The sequence below is a fragment of the Cobetia sp. MM1IDA2H-1 genome, assembly GCF_002916775.2.
Taxonomy (GTDB): domain Bacteria; phylum Pseudomonadota; class Gammaproteobacteria; order Pseudomonadales; family Halomonadaceae; genus Cobetia; species Cobetia marina.
Genome location: NZ_CM133225.1, coordinates 4,109,382 through 4,129,584 on the forward strand (window position 1 = coordinate 4,109,382; position 20,203 = coordinate 4,129,584).

General features: G+C 63.5%; 15 protein-coding genes. 3 read left to right on the top strand and 12 right to left on the bottom strand.

Features of this window, described 5'->3' with window-relative positions; translation table 11 throughout:
- Window positions 1–134: 134 nt before the first annotated feature.
- From pstB to BOH68_RS17320, 4 genes are all read right to left on the bottom strand, one after another.
- Complete coding sequence (gene pstB / locus BOH68_RS17305) at window positions 135–980, bottom strand: phosphate ABC transporter ATP-binding protein PstB (RefSeq protein WP_077379842.1); 846 nt, start codon at window positions 978–980, stop codon at window positions 135–137.
- On the bottom strand, window positions 977–2,776 hold the full coding sequence (gene pstA / locus BOH68_RS17310; protein ID WP_077379839.1) for a phosphate ABC transporter permease PstA: 1,800 nt from the start codon (window positions 2,774–2,776) through the stop codon (window positions 977–979). Before pstA ends, pstB begins: the two co-directional genes overlap by 4 nt.
- The gene (locus BOH68_RS17315) at window positions 2,773–4,803 is read right to left on the bottom strand and encodes an ABC transporter permease subunit (protein WP_170877496.1); all 2,031 of its coding nucleotides are present in this window, start codon (window positions 4,801–4,803) and stop codon (window positions 2,773–2,775) included. Before BOH68_RS17315 ends, pstA begins: the two co-directional genes overlap by 4 nt.
- A 139-nt stretch (window positions 4,804–4,942) precedes the next feature.
- The gene (locus tag BOH68_RS17320) at window positions 4,943–5,941 is read right to left on the bottom strand and encodes a PstS family phosphate ABC transporter substrate-binding protein (protein WP_077379835.1); all 999 of its coding nucleotides are present in this window, start codon (window positions 5,939–5,941) and stop codon (window positions 4,943–4,945) included.
- Window positions 5,942–6,329: 388 nt separating this feature from the next.
- On the opposite strand from BOH68_RS17320, the gene BOH68_RS17325 reads away from it, so the two are divergent.
- On the top strand, window positions 6,330–6,755 hold the full coding sequence (locus BOH68_RS17325) for an acyl-CoA thioesterase (protein WP_077379833.1): 426 nt from the start codon (window positions 6,330–6,332) through the stop codon (window positions 6,753–6,755).
- A gap of 129 nt (window positions 6,756–6,884) precedes the next feature.
- Here BOH68_RS17325 and BOH68_RS17330 read toward each other — a convergent pair whose 3' ends face one another.
- The 3 genes from BOH68_RS17330 to hexR all read right to left on the bottom strand — a co-directional run bounded on the left by BOH68_RS17330 (window position 6,885) and on the right by hexR (window position 11,425).
- The gene (locus BOH68_RS17330; RefSeq protein ID WP_077379831.1) at window positions 6,885–7,985 is read right to left on the bottom strand and encodes a TRAP transporter substrate-binding protein; all 1,101 of its coding nucleotides are present in this window, start codon (window positions 7,983–7,985) and stop codon (window positions 6,885–6,887) included.
- Window positions 7,986–8,191: 206 nt separating this feature from the next.
- Complete coding sequence (gene uvrD, locus BOH68_RS17335; RefSeq protein ID WP_077379829.1) at window positions 8,192–10,414, bottom strand: DNA helicase II; 2,223 nt, start codon at window positions 10,412–10,414, stop codon at window positions 8,192–8,194.
- Window positions 10,415–10,558: 144 nt separating this feature from the next.
- Window positions 10,559–11,425, bottom strand: coding sequence for a transcriptional regulator HexR (gene hexR / locus BOH68_RS17340; RefSeq protein ID WP_043331730.1), 867 nt, complete (start codon window positions 11,423–11,425; stop codon window positions 10,559–10,561).
- 166 nt (window positions 11,426–11,591) lie between these two features.
- Between hexR and BOH68_RS17345 the strand changes: the two genes are divergently transcribed.
- Entirely contained in the window at window positions 11,592–11,810 is a 219-nt protein-coding gene (locus BOH68_RS17345) for a PA3496 family putative envelope integrity protein (RefSeq protein ID WP_077379827.1), read from the top strand.
- Between the two features lie 483 nt (window positions 11,811–12,293).
- Here BOH68_RS17345 and BOH68_RS17350 read toward each other — a convergent pair whose 3' ends face one another.
- A complete protein-coding gene (locus tag BOH68_RS17350) occupies window positions 12,294–13,661 on the bottom strand; it encodes a sodium-dependent transporter (RefSeq protein WP_077379825.1) in 1,368 nt (455 codons plus the stop codon).
- 401 nt (window positions 13,662–14,062) lie between these two features.
- On the bottom strand, window positions 14,063–14,890 hold the full coding sequence (locus BOH68_RS17355; protein ID WP_258038375.1) for a DUF72 domain-containing protein: 828 nt from the start codon (window positions 14,888–14,890) through the stop codon (window positions 14,063–14,065).
- Between the two features lie 333 nt (window positions 14,891–15,223).
- Between BOH68_RS17355 and BOH68_RS17360 the strand changes: the two genes are divergently transcribed.
- Window positions 15,224–15,916, top strand: a complete 693-nt coding sequence (locus tag BOH68_RS17360; RefSeq protein WP_077379821.1) for a YitT family protein — start codon at window positions 15,224–15,226, stop codon at window positions 15,914–15,916.
- On the opposite strand, the gene rluF is transcribed toward BOH68_RS17360, so the two are convergent.
- The 3 genes from rluF to BOH68_RS17375 all read right to left on the bottom strand — a co-directional run bounded on the left by rluF (window position 15,913) and on the right by BOH68_RS17375 (window position 20,010).
- Entirely contained in the window at window positions 15,913–17,202 is a 1,290-nt protein-coding gene (gene rluF / locus BOH68_RS17365; RefSeq protein ID WP_077379820.1) for a 23S rRNA pseudouridine(2604) synthase RluF, read from the bottom strand. The two genes, BOH68_RS17360 and rluF, sit on opposite strands and share 4 nt — an antisense overlap.
- A 169-nt stretch (window positions 17,203–17,371) precedes the next feature.
- The gene (gene glmS, locus BOH68_RS17370; RefSeq protein WP_077379814.1) at window positions 17,372–19,219 is read right to left on the bottom strand and encodes a glutamine--fructose-6-phosphate transaminase (isomerizing); all 1,848 of its coding nucleotides are present in this window, start codon (window positions 19,217–19,219) and stop codon (window positions 17,372–17,374) included.
- An 11-nt stretch (window positions 19,220–19,230) separates the two neighbouring features.
- Window positions 19,231–20,010, bottom strand: coding sequence for a DeoR/GlpR family DNA-binding transcription regulator (locus BOH68_RS17375; protein WP_077379812.1), 780 nt, complete (start codon window positions 20,008–20,010; stop codon window positions 19,231–19,233).
- Window positions 20,011–20,203: the final 193 nt, after the last annotated feature.

Sequence of the window (20,203 nt, forward strand, 5' to 3'; positions counted from 1 at the left end):
AGTTATATTTCACTCGAGCGCCGGGACGCCAATCGAATCTTGCGCCGCGCTGACATATCGACGACGCGATGGACCATCCGCCAACGTCCCGCGCGAGACACGTGTCAGCCACCTGCAGTGCCGCTTCGGTGATCTCACCCGAAACGGCCGGTGATGTAGTCCTCGGTCTGGCGACGACGCGGGTTGGTGAACAGCTGATCGGTCGGGGCATATTCCACCAGCTGCCCTTCATGCAGAAAGGCCGTGGCATCCGAGACACGTGCTGCCTGCTGCATGTTGTGGGTGACGATGACCAACGTCAGGCGTGAGCGCAGCGAGCGGATCAGCTCCTCGATCTTGAGCGTCGAGATCGGATCCAGCGCCGAGGCTGGCTCATCCAGCAGCAGGACTTCCGGCTCCACCGCCAGCGTGCGCGCGATCACCAGGCGCTGCTGCTGGCCACCGGAAAGCCCCAGCGCGCTGTCGAACAGCCGGTCCTTCACTTCCTCCCACAGCGCCGCGGCCCGCAGACAGGATTCGACCTTGTCATCCAGATGGCGCTTGTCATTCTCGCCGACCAGCCGCAGCCCGAAGGCCACGTTCTCGTAGACCGACATCGGAAAGGGGTTGGGCGTCTGGAACACCATGCCGACGCGCCGGCGCAGCATGGGGACATCCACGCCCCGGGCATGGATGTCCTCGCCTTCCAGCCAGACCTTGCCGCTCAGGCGTGACTGCTCATCGAGATCAGTCATGCGATTGAAGGTGCGCAGCAGGCTCGACTTGCCACATCCCGAGGGACCGATGAAAGCCGTCACGCGCTTGCGCGCGATGCGCAGGCTGATATCGTCAAGCGCACGCCGCCGGTGACGCTCCTTGCCCACCTGCGCCTGATAATCGAGACACAGGTGGCGGGTTTCCAGGCACGTGTCCTGCGGATTGACGACCTCGGGATGCTGCGAGCTCGACTGGACGCTCTCACGTGCAGAGTCACGCTTCATTCGGTGGCTCCCTTGTAACGTTGTGCCAGCATGTGACGCAGGCGAATGGCACTCAGATTGAGGCACAGGATCACGACCACCAGCACCAGCGCGGTCGCGTAGACCAGCGGGCGACTGCTGAAGGCATCGCTGCTCTGGAAGGCCAGATCATAGACCTGATGGCCGAGGTGCATGAACTTGCGATCCAGATGCAGCCACGGGAAGTTGTCATCCAGCGGCAGGTCCGGTGCCAGCTTGACCACGCCGACCAGCATCAAGGGCGCGACCTCGCCTGCCGCACGCGCCACCGCCAGGATCAGCCCGGTCATCAAGGCCGGAGATGCCGCGGGTATCACCACGCGCCTGAGGGTCTCGAAGCGCGTGGCACCCAGTGCCAGCGCGCCTTCGCGCAGGCGATGCGGCACCCGCGCCAGCCCCTCCTCCGTGGCCACGATCACCACCGGCAGCGTCAGCAGCGCCAGCGTCAGCGATGCCCACAGCAATCCACCGGTGCCGAAGGTGGGGGTCGGCAGACGCTCGGAAAAGAACAGTTCATCCAGGCCGGCCCCCAGCCCGTAGACGAAGAACCCCAGCCCGAAGACCCCATAGACGATGGAAGGTACGCCGGCGAGATTGCGCAGCGCGATGCGGGTCAGTCGCGTGAGACGCCCCTGATGCGCGACCTCGTGCAGATAGAGGGCCGCCATCACGCCGAAGGGCATCACCAGAATCGCCATCAACACCACCATCAGCACGGTACCGAAGATGGCGGGCCAGATGCCGCCACTGCCTTCATTGGGCGAGCCGGAGACGAAGTCGCGAAAGCGCTCCAGCGTCAGCAACAGTCGTCCGCCAAAGCCCATGGCATTCGGCTGCCAGACATGGCGGATGTCATTCAGCGCGATGCGCCCCTCATGACCGCCATTGCCCCCGAGCAGTAGCTGGCCGGCGTCCAGGGCTCCTCGGAGAGCCAGCAGTTGCCCCTCACGGGTGATCAGTGCCTCGCGTGTCGTCTCGAGCTCCGCGATCAAGGAGGCATCCGCCTCGTCCTGCGTCGTGACAGGCCCTTGTCGAGCGGACAGTTGCTGCTGCAAGGCCAGCAGGCGCGCGCTCAAGGCCTCGCTGTCAGCGCGCAGTGCCGCCAGCTGACGGCGCTGCCCCTCAAGCGCCGCCAACCGCGCATGCAGTGCCTCGGCATTCTGGTGCAGTGAAGGAGTCGGTGCCCCCGGGACCGCACTGTCGGAAGAGAGCTGCGGAGAATGATCCAGCTCACCGGTGAGCGGATCACTCAGCGCTCTGGCCATGCCATACAGCACTCGCCCGTCGCGCATTTCCAGCATCAGTGCCTGGCGAGGAAAGCGGATATTCTCCATCAGGGTATCCGGCAGCCACTGCCAGCTCGCCGAGGCCCCATCCTGAGAGGAGGTCTGCAGCAGCCACCAGCGCTGCGACTGTCGCTCACGTTGCTGATCACCGGTGTCCGCTGCCGAGGGACGCAGCTCCTCATGCATCAATTCGCCCAGCAGGTGACGGTTGTCCGCCGCCGGCTCGCCACGGGTGGTCTTGAGCGCCGTGACGCTCTGCCCCGGCTGGGTGGTGAGTTCGACCTCGACCAGCCGTGAGGGCCAGAAGTGACTGAGCGAGCCCACCACCAGCAGGCTGATCAGCCCCAGCACCAGTACCAGCGAGACACTGACCGCCATGGCATTCAGCCAGCCCCAGGGGCCACCATCACGCCAGTAACGCGCCAGACGCGCCGTCACAGGCTCACGAGGTCTGAGCAACGAGGACGGCGGTACCGCATCAGGACGACTCATCCCCAGCCTCCACGTTGCGGCGGCATGAAGCGCAGCCGCAGCACTTCCGCCAGCGTATTGACCACGAAGGTGAAGAGGAACAAGGCCAGCGCGGCAAGGAACAGCAGGCGGTAATGGCTGCTGCCGACCTCGGCTTCCGGCAACTCGATCGCCAGGGTCGCCGCCAGTGAGCGCACTCCCTCGAACAGGCTGGCATCCACCAGCGGCGTGTTGCCGGCGACCATCAACACGATCATCGTCTCGCCCACGGCGCGCCCCATGCCGATCATCATCGCGGAGAACAGCCCGACGGCGGCGGCCGGCAGGATCACGCGGCGCAGACTCTGCCAGGGTGTCGCCCCCAGTGCCGCGGACCCCGCCGCCAGTCCGCGAGGGACTGAGGACAGCGCATCCTCACTGAGCGTGAAGAGTGTCGGCATCACCGCCAGCCCCAGCGCCATGCCGGTCACCAGGGTATTGCGCTGGGCGTAATCGATGCCGTGATGGGCAAACAGCCATTGACGGATGTCGCCCTCGAACCACCAGGCTTCCAGTTGATGAGCCAGCGTCACATCCAGCCACAGCAGCAGCATCAGCAGCGGCAACAGCCCGAAGGCGGCCATGTTTTCCGGCATCAGGCTGCGCAGTGCGCGCGGCGACAGGGTCCACACGAAACCGGCCACCATGGTGCCCAGCGGAATCAGTACCAGCCCCAGCAGCACGGCCATCAATTCACGCTCGACGAAGGGCGCGACCACCAGCGCCGCGATGAAGCCGATCACCACCGTGGGCAAGGCCTCCATCATCTCCAGCATCGGCTTGATGCGCGCCCGCTGGCGCGGGGCCATGAAACAGGCCACATGGATGGCACAGCCCAGTCCCAACGGCACGGCAAACAGCAGGCCGACCAGCGCGACCTTGAGCGTCCCCCACATGATGGGTACCAGCGACAGGCGGGGTTCATGGGCACCGGTGCTCTCCAGCTGCCAGATCCAGGCCGGTGCGTCACGCCCCTCATACCAGACCTTGCCGAAGATCGCGCCAAGCCCCACGACCTGATGCGGATCACGGATCTCGAGACCCGCATAGGCCTGTTCAAGAGCCCCCAGACCACCTGCCACGGACGTTGGCCGTGCCAGCAGACGACGATCCTCCTGCTGGAAGCTCAACTCGACTCCTGCCGCCACCTGTGCGGGTGACAGCCAGTCCACCAGCTGCCGACGACGCTCGGCCGTGGCGAGATACAGCCCGAGTCGGCCATCCGCGTCGAGTGCCGCGAAGCCCAACCCATGATGTGCCGCGGCGATGGTTCTCACCGGGGCCGACAGGCCACTGTCGAAGTCTCCCGCCTTGATCAGCGGGCTGGCATGCGCGGGCAGCAGGTAATGACTCAGTCCACCGCCGGCATCCCCCAGGATCAGGCTCTTGCCGCCGCGCAGGACACTCAGGGCGGTGATCGGCTGGGCAGCATGCTCCTGCCGGCCCAGCTTGCGGGCCAGAGGTACCTGGCCGGCGGACGCATCGTTCAACTGCCATTGAGTGAAGGCATGCGGCCCTGCCGTGACCAGCAACTGCCCCTCCAGGGTCGAAAGGCTGGCCGGGCCGGGCAGCCATTGCTGCTGCCAGCTGCCTTGCGGCGTGGTCGAGGCCAGTCTTGCCAGCCACAGACGATCACCTTGTCGATCGGGCATGCGCAGCCATAGCTGCTGTCGGCTCTGCGTGAGGTGAGCCTGCCGATGATCCAGTCCCTCGGGTACCTGGAGGGAACTCGATCGACGCAGACCGTCATCGGTGTGCTGGATCAGCTGCAACCGGTTGCCGGCCAGCCACTCGATCCGCCACTCGTCCATGTCCGCGGCGCGAGTGTCCAATGCTCGAGATTCCAGTACCTGCGAGCTGCTCGGCGTCGTGCCGGGCGGTTTGAGCAGCGGCCATGACACGCTGATCAGATAGCCGAGCATCACCACCACCAGCGCCATCACGCCAAGACCGGCAACCGTCAGCCACAGGCTTGCCAGGCGATCGCGACGCAGACGGCGAGATTGCATTCGTGAGGCTTCAGCAGCAGCCGGCATGAATATTCACCACAAGAGAAGAAGCGCGCGGGGAGGGATCACTCCCGCGTGCGAAAGATGGGGTCTGCCTCAAGATTATGTCCATGAGATGACAGCGAGATGACAAGCGTACTCAGAGACCCTCACCCTCATCCAGCCCCAGACGTTCACGCCATTGGTTCAGCTGATCGTCCGGCAACGGTACATAGCCTTCCCGCAGGATGGCCTGTTGTCCCTGACGCGACATGATCAACGACAGGAACGCCTGCTCCAATGACGGCAGCGGCTTGTCTGGCACGCGATTGACGTAGATGTACAGGGCGCGTGTCAGCGGGTAACGCCCGTCGCGGATACTGGCCCGACTCGGAAATATCGCCATGCTGCCGGCGTCACGACTCACCGACAGCTGTTTGACCATGGGAGATGATGTGCTGAAGCTGGCGTAGCCGATCCCGCCCGGCGAGGAGCCCACGGCGCCGATGATCGACGCCGAACCCGGTTGCTCGCTCACGTCCAGCCGGAAGTCGCCGCCACACAGGGCGACACGCCGGAAGGCACCGTAGGTCCCGGAGGTGGCACTGCGCCCGAAGCGGCTGATCTGACGCTCAGCCCAGTCTCCCGACAGCCCCAGTTGCCCCCACCGATCGGCCCGCTGACTGCCACACTCATGACTGGCCGAGAAGATGGCATCGAGCTGCGCGATACTGATCGTCTCCAGCGGATTGCGGCGATGCACGAGGATGCCCATGGCATCCAGCGCCACGGGGACTTCCAATGGCGGATACCCGAATGCCCGGATGAAGTCCTGGCGCTCCTGATCGCTCATCGGCCGTGACATCAGCCCCACCCGTGTGGTGCCGGCAATCAGGGCAGGCGGCGCCGTCGAGGACCCCGCTGCCTGCAACTGGACCCGCACCCCTGGATGGTAGCGACGCAGCTGAGCCGCCCACCGCGTCACCAGCACCGAGAGGGTATCGGAGCCCACGGCCGTCAGGTTGCCGACGACCCCCGGCACGGGGCGATATTCAGGTACCTCGGCAAACGCGGGCACGACCGGCATCAGCAGGCAGGCCAGCAACGCAAGGCGACTCGAGAGCCAACGGGGACGACGCAAGGATGCGATGAAGAACATGACGATTTCAGGCCTGAAAGATGAATGATGCGCTCATTGGCGGTGATGACTATCGCGTTGTTCCTTCAACCCCTACCACTCCTTCAATACCACTTCCCTGCGTGAGGCTGTCTCACCAGCGGCATTGCTGCGCCGAGTATCCTTCATTGCAACGTTGAGGCACGAGACCATCATGCTGCAATGCAAGAAAATTCCCGCTGCAACGCCTGGCGAGAGAGGACATCCCTTCCACTGGCAGAGTAGGATACCGGACATGAGATGCCTTTCGTGAGCCACTGCCCGCTCGGGCTCTCCTTCCATCGCCACTAGGCAAACCATCGACGCCACTAGGCAAACCGCCGACGCCAGTGCACCCTGAAGACATAACAACAAGACAGCGAGTGACGACATGCAAGCCCTGGATGATGCCCCGGTGCCGAACGGCACGCTGACGCTCAAGCTGATCGCTCAGCGTCACGATACCAATCTTTATGGCGATATCAGCGGTGGCTGGTTGATGCATCGCATGGATGAGGCCTGCGAGCTGGCCGCCGGCCGTGTGGCCAACGGACGGACTGCCACCGTCGCCGTGGAGGGCCTCGACTTTCTCTCACCGGTGCGCGTCGGCTCGGTGGTCAATATCTTCACGCACGTCACGGAAGTCGGACGCAGCTCGGTACGGCTCACGGTCGAGGTCTGGATTCGGCCGCCTCAGGAGCGCAACCATCGTGCGCTGACCAAGGTGACCGAGGCCAACTACGTGATGGTGGCCCTGGACGACAATGGCCGAATCCGCGCGGTGCCGGAACAGGGCAACGACGAGGAAAGTGTCTGACGTGATGGACACCGCCATTCATGAAGAAGCCGCCCCGAGGGGCGGCTTCTTCATTTCCCACCAGAGCCCGCCTGACACTGCCTGACGAGCGAGTCGCGATGTCCCCACACACGGCGGCGGGCGGTCACCTCAGCTCTCGCCCAGCACCCGGGCACGCGCATCAAGGAAGCCCTGTTCACCGATGCGCGTCCAGGGGGCGACCTGCTGCTGGAAGGCACGGTAGGACTCGTAGACACGCCTGGCGTCCTCATCCTTGGCGATGAACTCGTCCAGCACCTCGTTGGACGCCTTGAACAGCGCCGCGTAGACATCCTGCGGAAATTCGCGCAGCTCAACGCCATGTTCCTCGACCAGTGAGGTCAGGGCGGTGGCATTGCGCAGCGCGAATTCATCCACCATCGCATGATTGGCAATCCTGGCTGCCTGGATCACCACCTGCTGGAGGTCTTCCGGCAACGCCTGCCAGGCCTCGAGATTGACGGTGCCTTCGAGAATGGCGGAGGGCTCGTTCCAGGCCGGGGAGTAGTAATACTTGGCCACCTGATGCAGACCGAAGGCCAGATCATTGTAGGGACCGACCCAGTCGGTGGCGTCGATCACACCGGTCTCCATCGCAGTGAAGATCTCGCTGCCCGGCAGATTCACCGCACTGGCACCGATGCGGTTCATCACTTCACCCGCGAGCCCCGGCAGGCGGATCTTCAGGCCTTTCATGTCCGATAGACTGTTCACTTCCTTGTTGAACCAGCCGGCCATCTGGGTGCCGGTATTGCCCACCGCCAGCGGCTTGAGGTTGTGACGCGCGTAGATCTCGTCCCACAGCTTCATGCCATCGCCGTGATACAGCCAGGCGTTGGTCTCGGTGGTATTCATGCCGAAGGGCACGGCGGTGAAGAACTGGGCGGCAGGTACCTTGCCCTTCCAGTAATAGGACGCCGAGTGGCCCATCTGGGCTGTCCCGGAAGACACGGCGTCGAAGACTTCCAAAGCCGGCACCATCTCACCGGCCCCATAGACCTTGACCTGAAGACGACCACCGGAAAGCTTCCCGATCAGGCTGGCGAACTCATTGGCACCGGTGCCCAGTGCCGGGAAGTTCTTCGGCCAGGAGGTCACCATCTTCCAGTGGATGGTTTCCTCCTCGGCGGCATTGGCCGTGGAGACGAAAGGTGCAGCGGCGAGACCGGCAGCACCGGCCCCCAGAGCAGAGAGAAAACGGCGGCGTTGCATGGGGCGTTCCTTGTTCGAGTTGTGGGCAATGCATGACGCGGCATCAAGACAGCAGATTATCTGCCACTATGCCGCGACCCATGGATGGCCCACAACTGCACCAAGGCCGTAATGGCGCACGAATACCGCGCCCCCTGCACCGCTTTTCACTTCTCGCCAGCGCCTGCTGTCAGCGCCTCATGCCTGCGTCTGCCATCAATGCAGGATCAGCTGAGTACTTCCAGCTTGGCGAAACCCAGCACCAGCCACTTGTCGCCTTCGCCCTCGAAGCTGATCTGGACACGCGCGCGCTCGCCCTGGCCTTCGGCGTTGATGACCACGCCCTCGCCGAACAGCGGATGACGCACCAGGCTGCCCAGCGACAGCGCCGGCATGTCGCCATTGGCCTCGACACTCTCCTGACGCGGCCCGGAGGGGCGACGATTCGGCATGGCACGCTGGGTCGAGACCGGACGCGAGACCTGGCCACGCAGGCGCACTTCCTCCAGCAGCTCTTCCGGCAGCTCACGCAGGAAGCGCGACGGTCGCTGGAAGGTCTCCTTGCCGTGCATGCGCCGCAGCTCGGCGTAGGTCAGGTAGAGGCGCTGCATGGCACGGGTGACACCGACGTAGCACAGGCGACGCTCTTCCTCGAGGCGCCCCGGCTCCTCCAGTGACATCTTGTGCGGGAACAGCCCTTCCTCGACCCCGGCGACGAACACCACCGGGAATTCGAGCCCCTTGGCGGAGTGCAGCGTCATCATCTGTACGCATTCCTCGCCTTCGGCGGCTTCATGATCACCGGCATCCAGCGCGGCTTCGGCGAGGAAGGGCTCCAGCGCCTCGGCCCCTTCGCTGGGGGCTTCCGGGTCCATGCGCTCGCCCTGACTGAAGGCGCGACAGGCGTTGACCAGTTCGGCAAGGTTCTCGAGGCGCGCCTGGCCCTTCTCGCCCTTCTCGGCGGCGTGATGCTCGCGCAGGCCGGAGACGTGGATGACGTGCTCGACCAGCTCATGCAGCGCCATGCCGGCGGTGTCGTTGTCGAGGCCATCGATGATGTCGGCGAAGGCACGCACGGCGGTGGCGGCGCGCCCCTTGAGGGCGCCGTCGGAAACCGCATCGCTCATCGCCTGCCACATGGTCAGGTTGCCGTAGCGCGCACGCTCGCGCAGCTGCTCGACGGTGCGCATGCCGATGCCACGCGCCGGCACGTTGATCACGCGCTCCAGGGCGGCATCGTCCTCGCGGTTGTTCATCAGACGCAGGTAGGCGAGCGCGTTCTTGATCTCGAGACGCTCATAGAAACGCTGGCCGCCATAGATGCGATACGGCATGCCCTGGCGGATCAGCGTCTCCTCCAGCACGCGTGACTGGGCGTTGGAGCGATACAGGATCGCGATCTCGTCGCGACTGTAACCATGCTCATTGACCAGTTCGCGGATGGTATCGGCGATGTAGCGCGATTCGTCGATGTCGTTGAAGCCGGCATAGACCCGAATCCGCTCGCCACGGCCGCTGTCGGTCCACAGCTCCTTGCCCATGCGCCCGCCATTGTGGCTGATCAGGGCGTTGGCAGCCTCCAGGATGGCGCTGGAGGAGCGGTAGTTCTGCTCCAGACGCACCACACGGGTATTGGCGAATTCCTCGGTGAAGCGCTGGATGTTCTCGACCCGTGCGCCACGCCAGCCGTAGATGGACTGGTCATCATCGCCGACCACGGTCATGCATTCGCGATCACCGGCCAGCAGCTTCAGCCAGGCGTACTGCAGGGTATTGGTATCCTGAAACTCGTCGACCAGCAGGTGGGCGAAGCGCTCGCGGTAATGCGCCAGCAGATGCGGCGTGTCACGCAGCAGCTCCAGCGAGCGCAGCAGCAGCTCACCGAAATCCACCAGCCCGCCACGCTCGCAAGCCAGCTGATAGAGCTCGTACATCTCGACCATCTTGCCCATGTAGGCGTCGCCGTGGGTCTGGACCTGATGGGCCCGCAGCCCCTCTTCCTTGCAGCCGGCGATGAAGTACTGGACCTGCTTGGGCGGCCAGCGCTCGTCATCGACGTTGTGCTCCTTGAGCAGCCGCTTGACCATGCGCAGCTGGTCATCGCTGTCGATGATCTGGAAGTGCTCGGGCAGACGCGCCTCCTGCCAGTGGGTGCGCAGCAGACGGTGACTGATGGAGTGGAAGGTGCCGACCCACATGTGGCGCAGACTGCTGCCATTGAGCGCCTCGAGACGCGTGCGCATCTCGCGGGAGGCCTTGTTGGTGAAGGTCACCGACAGGATGGCATAGGGCGAGAACTGATATCGGTCCATCAACCAGGCGATGCGATGGACCAGCACGCGGGTCTTGCCGGAACCGGCGCCCGCCAGTACCAGCATGTTGCCCGGCGGCGCGGACACGGCCTCACGCTGATGCGTGTTGAGGTGATCGAGGAGGGGCGATTCGGACATGCAGGGCTCACCACAGGGCAGAGAAGTCGAGGGGCGGGGCAGCGGGTCGGGGGCTGCCCCTGTTCAGGCATCCACCTTATCACAGCGGCCTGCCCTGCTCTTCCCTGCACGCGTCATCCCTGACCGGTGACGCTTGTATGGCACTCAGTGCGTATCGAAGTCGTGATCATCGATGCGCAGGGTGGCAAGGCTCTTCTTGACCGCTTCCAGCTGCTCCTTGAGCTTGGGACCACGTGCCTTGGCGACCCCCACCGCCAGCGTATCGACGATCACCAGATGCGCGATGCGTGAGCTCATCGGCGTATAGATCTCGGTGTCTTCATGCACATCGATGTGCAGCGGCAGCGTGACTTCATCCGCCAGCGGCGAGCCGCTGGGACACAGGCCGATGACGGTCGCGCCGGCATCCCGTGCCAGACGCACGCTGGCGATCAGCGCCTTGGTGCGTCCGGTCTGGGAGATGGCGACCACCACGTCGCGCGGCCCCAGCGTCACCGCTGACATGTTCTGCATGTGCGGGTCGGTGTAGGCGGCAGTGGAGATCTGCAGACGAAAGAACTTGTGCTGGGCATCGTGGGCCACGGCACCCGAGGCGCCATAGCCGTAGAACTCGACCCGGCTGGCGGAGGCCAGCGAGTGGATGGCACGTGCGACGGCTTCGGCATCCAGACGGTCACGCACTGACAGCAGCGTGCCGATGGTGGAATCGAACAGGGAGTGAGAGAACTCCGCCACGCTGTCGGAGTCATTCATCGAGAACTGGGCGAACTGGGTGCCCGTGGCCAGGCGTTGCGCCAGCTGGAGCTTGAAGTCCTGGAAGCCGGCAAAGCCCATCGCACGACAGAAGCGCACTACCGTCGGTTCACTGACCGAGGATTCACTGGCCAGATCGACGATCCGCATGTGAATCACCTCCTCCGGATGGCGGAGGACGTAACGGGCAACCTTCTGTTCAGAGCGGCGGAAATTCTCCATCCGGCTCCTCAGGTCGTCGAAGATGGCATGACTCACGGCACACTCCTTGCAGACTTCATGGGCATGCCTGAGCTTACGACATCCCCCGGGGGGTGTCGCCATCACAGGCGGTCTATGGTCACAATTTTGTCAAGTGAGCTATAGTAAAACGGTGTGGCGCCAGTGAAAGCCCACATCCTTTGGATGCCATGGAGGTCGAATCATGCGTAATTCAGAGCAGGTAGATACGCTCAAGAACGAGCTTCTCGATATTTTCATGACCCTCGGTGCCGACGAACATCAGGCCCGCAAGAAACAAAGCGCAGTCCGCCACCTCCGCGCCAGACGCGGAATCGAAATGCACAACGAAATCAAGCGCCTGAGCGAGGATTTAAGCGACATCGAAGTGCTGGAAACGGAAAGCGATATCGATACCCACTGATTCTCGGGCGGGGAGCGATACGTCTCCCCGCCGAGCAGTCCCCCATCTCCCTGCCAGCTCAGGGACGAGGGCTTCTGTCTTCCTTGCCGCCATCTCTGATGAGCATGGTCAGCCCCCCTCGCGACATTTTCTTCTGCCTTCGGGCCCTCAGCCTTCATTTCCCTCTGCAATGACTCTGCCTTCTGCCGCGCGCTCGCCACGGTGTCACTCTCGATCGTCCTTCATCTGCACCGACATTCTCTGCCTCATTGTCATGTCATCGCCCAGGACGATGCACCAACAGGGTGCAAGTACACACTGACATGAACGTGACGCCCGCCATCTCCCACACTGAGCATCGAGTCGCCGCCTGGGTGTCGTGCACGGGCCATCTCGGCCAGAAACGCAAGAGGCTCGCCGGATAGGCGAGCCTCTTGTCGTTCTTCAATGCCGTCAGATCCGTGCTGACAGAACATCAGGACAGCCTGAAAAGTGGGGCCGGGATTACAGGCTGGAGGCGAAGACCACCACCACGCCGATCGGGGCGATGAAGCGCGCCACGAAGCTCCACAGCTTGAAGGCCGAGTCGCTCATGTTGAGCTGACTGCGCACTTCATCACGCCCCATGAACCAGCCGACGAAGACGATGGTCGCCAGGCCGGTCAGCGGCAGCATCAGCTTGCTGGTCGCGTAATCGAGCAGGTCGAAGATGGTCATGCCCTCGAACTTGGCGAACATGCCCAGCGGCGCCACATCACTCCACAGATTGAAGGACAGGATGGTGGCGATCCCCAGCAGCCAGGTCGCGATACCCGCCACCCAGGCAGAGGCCACGCGTGACATCGGCGTCTTCTCTTCCAGCCATTCGACGATGGGTTCCAGCAGCGAGATCCCTGAGGTCCAGGCCGCGAAGACCAGCAGCACGAAGAACACCACGCCGAACACTTCTCCGCCCGGCATGTGGCCGAAGGCCAGCGGCAGGGTCTGGAAGATCAGGCCCGGGCCCGCAGCGGCGTCGAGACCATTGGAGAACACCACCGGGAAGATGGCCAGCCCCGCCAGCAGAGCGATGACGGTATCCAGCACCACCACGATCAGCGCGGTACGCCCGATGTTGACGTCATCGGAGAGATAGGAGCCGTAGGCCATCATGATGCCCATGCCCAGTGACAGGGTGAAGAAGGCATGCCCCATCGCCGCCAGCACGCCATCCTTGTCGAGCTTGGAGAAGTCCGGTGTCAGCAGCCAGGCAGCCGCTTCAGCGAAGCCATCAGTGGTCGCCGCATACCCGACCAGCATGACCAGCATGACCGCCAGCAGCGGCATCAGGATCTTGGCGGCGCGCTCCAGACCACCCGCGACGCCCCCGGCCACGACCAGGATCACCATCAGCATGAAGGCACTGTGCCAGGCCAGCAGGGTGGTCGGGTCGCCCAGCAGACCACCGAACAGACTGCCTGCCGTGTCAGAGGTCAGGCTTTCGAAGCTGCCACTGGCGGCGTCAGCGATGAAGGCCAGTGCCCAGCCACCGATGACACTGTAGAAGGACAGGATCAGATAGGCGCCGAGCACACCGGCCACCCCGATCAACACCCAGGCGGGGCTACGCTTGAGGCGCGCACTGATGTGACTCATGGTCGAGATCGGGTTCTTCTGTCCCAGGCGGCCCAGCAGCCACTCGGACATCAGGATCGGCAGACCGATCAACAGAATGCAGACCAGATAGACAAGAACGAAGGCACCGCCGCCGCTCTCACCGGTCATGTACGGGAATTTCCAGATGTTGCCCAGTCCGACGGAGGAACCGACGGCGGCCAGGGTGAAGGCCAGACGAGAAGACCACTGAGCGTGGGAATGCGGTTTGGATGACATGTGAGTCCCTGATTCGTCGCGATGATGCCAGCCACGGGTAGCGGCCTGTGGCATCTTGTTGTGCTTGTTGCATCATGCTGGCGAGACGGAAGGATGAACCGTGGCCGACAGGATGGCGTCGCAGGATCACTGCTGTGGTGCATCTGGCCGTCATCATGGCCGGATAGGCCCGAATGACAGACAGACTGGTGTCGATAGACACGCCGGAATGGACACGCTGCCCGCCCCGGTAAATATCGCCGTGGTAACGACAATAGGTAGGTAAAGTTACTTGATTGACCCGATATCTACCAGCAAGCCACCCTCAGACCATCGCCTCACGATAGAAAACAGCGACTGAGGCCGGCAGGTCACTTCCCCCGTCCCGCAAGACACTGAAGCGCGACAGGCAGCGGGTGGCGCTAGAAGAGACGTCCTTGTCCTTCCCCGGGGAAGGCACCGATCAATGGCCGATCAAGCCGCTCCAGCACCTGATTGGCCAGACGACGTGCCAAGGCCGGAGCCGCCTTGTTGTCAGGAGTATGCACAAACAGGAAAGGGCTTTTCCCCTGACTTATCCACAGGGAAAGGCGTTCCACCCAGGGCTGGAAGAAGGCCAGATTGGTCGCGTCGTCATGATGCCCGATGAAGCGGACCAGCGGTTGGCGTGCGCTGGAGAACACATGCAATGGGCGATGCGGCTTTTCCGAGCGTGCTACGGCAAGCCCTGGATGCGCGGTATCAGGGCCACTGAAGAGTGGACGGACATCCAGCATCACGCGATCGACTCCGTGACTTATCAACAAGCGATTCAACTGTCGTTCCACCGAGCCCTTGGCAAAGAAACTCGGGGCACGGGGCTCCACGGCCCAATCAAGGCCAGCACCCTCGACATGCGCGAAGAATTGCGCAAGACGCGGGAGTACCTCCCCCCCCAGGTCGCGTGGCAGCTGGATCATGATCGGCCCCATGCGCGACTTAAGCGGCGCAAGCCGCGCCAGGAATTCCGCCAGCTCCTCCTCGATTCCCTGAAGCCTCAACTCATGGGTCAGTCGTCCCGGCAACTTGAAGCAGAAGCGGAAGTGCTCGGGCGCCTGGCGGGCCCAGCTGGCCACGGCGCTCTCCGGCGGCAGAGCATAGAAGCTGGTATTGCCTTCGACACAGTCGAAGACCTGCGCGTAATCCGCCAGATGCTCGCGCGGGCCACTGCCCGGCAGCAGGCTGCCGCGCCAGTCATCGTTGGCCCACATCGCGAGCCCGAGATGAAGATGCCCCGACTCGCAAGCTCCGTCATGGCCCGCAGCGTGCGGAACATTCGTCTCCGTCGGTGCGGAGGATGCATGAAAATGGTGCATGAAGGCGCCATAGCTAGAGGAATGTGAGGGTCAAAGGCCCAATACACCGAATAATATCGTCTGCTAGAGCGACGTAAGCACAATAAAAACTGTCATCACGGCGTGCTATGGTCCGCTTCCTGCATGAACCGTCACAGGCGAACCACCCCTCGCCGCGACATCGCTTTCTGCCCGCCACAAGCAGGTCGGAAGCCATCATTGTTGACTGCCCATACCCCGGAGCCTGTCATGACTGCTTTCCAACGACTCATCCTGCGTGCCAACGACGGCCGCTCCCGTGCGGCCAATGCCATCACGCTGCGTAGCCTGATCACGCTCTTCGAGGGCTGTCTGCTGGTGGCACTCGGCGTGCGCCTGCTGCAGGCCGGCGGCTTGCTGGTCAGTGGTACTGCCGGGATGTCATTGCTTGGCTCGGACCTGACGGGCTTGAGCTTCGGCAGTCTGTTCTTCCTGATCAACCTGCCCTTCTACGGGCTGGCCTGGAAGCAGCTGGGGCTCAACTTCACGCTGCGCACCCTGGGATGCGTCAGTCTGCTCTCGGTCCTGACGGATCTACTGGCGGTCAGTCTGCCGCTGGGCGACGTCAATCTGCCGGTGGTGGCGATTGCCGCAGGCCTGCTCATCGGGCTGGGGGTCACCCTGCTGTTTCGCGAGAACGCCTCCCTCGGCGGACTCAACATTCTCGCGCTGGATCTGGAGCGACGCTTCGCCATCCATGCAGGCCGCACGACTTTCGCCTTCGACCTGCTGCTGATCGCGCTCGCCGCGCTGGTCTATCCCTGGCCGCAGGTCATCTGCTCGGCACTGGCGTTCGCCACGCTGTCTTTCGTACTGGGCCGCTACCACCGCCGCACGCCTCAAGGCTCAGATGCCAGCACCACCGCTCAAGACGATGGCAAGCAGGTGCAGGCAGCTCACTAGCGGCGACCACGCCCGCCATTGGAGCCGCCGCCGCCCTTGTACGACGAGCTCTTGCCCCCGGCACTTCTGCCGCCAGGATTCTTCTTGCCAAAGGTCGTGTTGCCAGAGGTCTTGCTACCAGAAGACTTGCTACCAGAGGACTTTTCGCCAGCCCCCCTGCTCGCCGCATCGCGCTCATCGCGACGCTCTCCGGCCTTGCCACGCGTGCGTGGCTTGAGGCCGCTCGCGAGCTTGCCCGCGCCATTGGCGCTCTTGCTGCCCGGCTGGGAGCCGCCCTTGCCGGCGCTGCTGCGTTCCTGATTGCCACGAACGGACCTGGACTCATCGGTACGCTCCCGCCGCCCCGCCCCTTCCTGGCGAGCACCCGAGCGTTGGCCTGTCTTGGGCTGACCTGAGCCGCGCTGATCCGAGCTGCGCTGGCCCATGGCGCGCTTGCTGCTGTCCTCGCGCCGAGCACCACCACGCCGGCCGCTATCCGTATCCTGCGCGGCACGCTGATGGCGCGCGGCAGTCGCGTGCTGGGAAGGCGTCGGCGCCTCCGCCAGTCGTGAGGCCTCCTCGGTACCACTGGAGCCTTCGATCATCCGATGGATGTCGTCCATCTCGCGCTGGGTGAGATAGCGCCATTCGCCGATGCCCAGCCCGTCCAGGCTGACATTCATGATGCGCACCCGCTTGAGCTTGAAGACCTCATAGCCCAGCGCCTCGCACATGCGGCGAATCTGGCGATTGAGCCCCTGCGTCAGGATGATGCGGAACACATAGGTGGAAATCTGCTCGATGCGGCACGGCTGGGTGATGGTATCCAGAATCGGCACGCCGGCTGCCATGCGCTTGAGAAAGTCCGGGTTGATCGGCTTGTCGACCCGCACCACATATTCCTTCTCGTGGGCGTTGCCGGCCCGCAGGATCTTGTTGACGATGTCGCCGTCACTGGTCAGGAAGATCAGGCCATCGGAAGGCTTGTCGAGGCGACCGATCGGGAAGATCCGCTTGGGATGGCCGATGTAGTCAATGATGTTGCCTTCCACGTGGCGCTCGGTGGTACAGGTGATGCCCACCGGCTTGTTGAAGGCCAGATAGACCGCTTCCTGCTTGGCCTTCAACGGCTTGCCGTTGACCAGCACCTCATCGCCCGGCGCGACCTTGGTGCCCATCTCGGGGACGACACCATTGATGGTCACTCGCCCTTCGGCGATATGGCGATCCGCCTCGCGCCGCGAGCAGAAGCCCGTTTCGCTGATGAACTTGTTGAGGCGGGTGAGCGATGCGTCGCGATCAGTCATGGCAGGTCACGTGCGTGCGCCGGGCGATGAACGCGCAGCGGACGTAAGAGGATAAGAAGGCAGGCGCACAGGATACCAAAAACGGCAGCCCTGAGGCTGCCGTTGGCACGATGAGACTGAGCTCATCTGCTGCTGCGCCAGACATGACGCAGCCGTCTTGCATCGCGGATCACTCGACCGTGACGCTCTTGGCCAGGTTGCGCGGCTGATCGACATCGGTGCCCTTGAGCACGGCGACATGGTAGGACAGCAGCTGCAGCGGCAGAGTGTAGAGAATCGGTGCCAGCACTTCGCTGACATGTGGCATGCGCAGCACACGCACGCCTTCGCTCTCTTCGAGACTGATGTTCTCGTCAGCGAAGACGAACAGCTCCCCGCCACGTGCACGCACTTCCTGCAGGTTCGACTTGAGCTTCTCGAGCAGCTCGTCGTTGGGTGCCACCGCGACCACCGGCATGTCGGCATCCACCAGCGCCAACGGGCCGTGCTTCAGCTCGCCCGCCGGATAGGCCTCGGCGTGGATATAGGAGATTTCCTTGAGCTTGAGCGCGCCTTCCAGCGCGATGGGGAACTGGGTGCCACGCCCGAGGAACAGCGCGTTGTGCTTGTCAGCGAAGGCCTCTGAGAGACGCTCGATCTCGCTGTCCATGGCCAATGCCTTGGTAACCAGTGACGGCAGCTGACGCAGCTCACGCACCACCTCGGCTTCTCCGGCCTCATCGCCACCCCGCACGCGACGCAGCGACAGCGTCAGCAGCATCAGGCCGACCAGCTGGGTGGTGAAGGCCTTGGTGGAGGCGACGCCGATTTCCGGTCCGGCCATGGTCATCAGGCTGAGGTCCGATTCACGCACTAGCGAGCTGCCCGGGACGTTGCAGATCGCCAGACTGCCGAGGAAGCCGCCCAGCGACTGGGCATAGCGCAGTGCGGACAGCGTGTCGGCGGTCTCGCCGGACTGGGACAGGGTGACGAACAGGGTGCCATCGGCCACCACCACCGGACGGTAGCGGAACTCTGAGGCGACCTCGACCGCCGCCGGAATGCCGGCCAGACGCTCGATCCAGTAACGCGCCACCATGCCGGCGTGGTAGCTGGTACCACAGGCGACGATCTGCACCTGCTTGACCTGACGGAAGAGGTTTTCCGCCTCGCTGCCGAAGCTGCGCACCAGCACGTGATCGCCGTTCAGGCGACCTTCCAGCGTGGCGGCCAGCACACGGGACTGCTCGTGGATTTCCTTGAGCATGAAGTGGCGATAGTCACCCTTGGAGGCGGCATCCTGCGCGTGCTCGAAGGTCTGGACCGGGCGCTCGTTGGCCTCGGTGATCAGACGCTCGCCCTGCTCGAAGATCTCGATCTGCTCGGCGGTCATGCGCACCAGATCGCCTTCCTTGAGATAGATGAAGCGATCGGTGACCTGCAGCAGCGCCAGCTGATCGGAGGCCAGGAAGTGCTCGTCGATCCCGACACCGATCACCAGCGGGCTGCCCTGACGCGCGCCGATCAGCACGTCCGGCTGGGCACGATGCACCACGCCCAGCGCGAAGGCGCCATCCAGCAGGGCGACGGCCTTCTGAACGGCGGTCAGCAGGTCCTGGCTCAGGGTGTATTCACGCGCCAGCAGGTGGGCGACCACCTCGGTGTCGGTCTCGGAGGTGAAGACATACCCCTGACCTTGCAGCTCGCGCTTGAGCGTCTCGTAATTCTCGATGATGCCGTTGTGGACCACGGCCAGGCTGTCACCGGACTGGTGCGGGTGAGCATTGGCTTCACTCGGCGCCCCATGCGTGGCCCAGCGAGTGTGAGCGATACCCACGCGTCCCTTGAGCGGTGATTCTTCGAGACGCTCCTGCAACGCCGCCACCTTGCCCAGCGCACGCACGCGATTCAAGCGGCCCTCTTCGGACAGCACGGCCATGCCGGCACTGTCATAGCCACGGTATTCGAGGCGGTGCAGACCCTCGAGCAGGATGTTCTGGACGTTACGACTGGCGACGGCGCCTACGATGCCACACATGAGCAATCTCCTTATGCTGTTGCTGGCGCCACGAGCGGGGCGATCAACACCTCGACTCCATGAGCGCGAATCTGGTCACGCGCAGCATCAGGCAACGCGTCATCGGTTATCAGGGTACTGATGCTGGACCAGGCCAGCTCCAGGTTGGGAATGCGACGGCCCAGCTTGTGGGATTCCGCCATCACCACGACTTCTCGCGACACCTCGGCCATCACGCGTGACAGGCCGATCAGCTCATTGAAGGTGGTAGTGCCACGTTCGAGGTCCAGACCATCCGCGCCGAGGAAGACCTGGTCGAAGTCGTAACTGCGCAGCACCTGCTCCGCCACCTGTCCCTGGAAGGAATCGGAGTGCGGATCCCAGGTACCACCGGTCATCAGCAATACCGGCTCGTTTTCCAGCTCGCGAATGGCATTGGCCACGCTCAGCGAGTTGGTCATCACGATCAGGTCATCACGCCCCTTGAGCTCGGGGATCAGCACCACCGTGGTGGTACCGCTGTCGATGATGATGCGCTGATGGGCGCCGATACGGCTGGCTGCCAGGCGGGCAATGGCCTGCTTGGCGGCACTGACCGGTTCGTCATGCACCAGCAGTTCACGCGGCATGGCCACGGCGCCGCCGTAGCGCCTGAGCAGCAGGCCGCTCTTCTCGAGAAAGGCCAGATCCTTGCGGATGGTGACCTCGGAAGTGGCGAGTTCCCGCGCCAGTGCCTCGACACTGACTTCACCGTCACGTCCCAGTTGTTCGAGGATCTGGTGACGCCGTTGTGGTGTCAGACGCTTGGACATCAGGGCCCCCTATAAAGTTTCGAAACGAAAGATAAGTGAGGCATAACGAAACATCAAGTGAAAGACGAGACAGGATGAGACGATTCATTCCTGCACGCCGTTCCACAGAGCTGACCGCGATGACAAAACGGGGAGACACCTGTCGGTGCCTCCCCGTTTCTGATGCCCACCTTCACTCACCAGCAAGTATCGC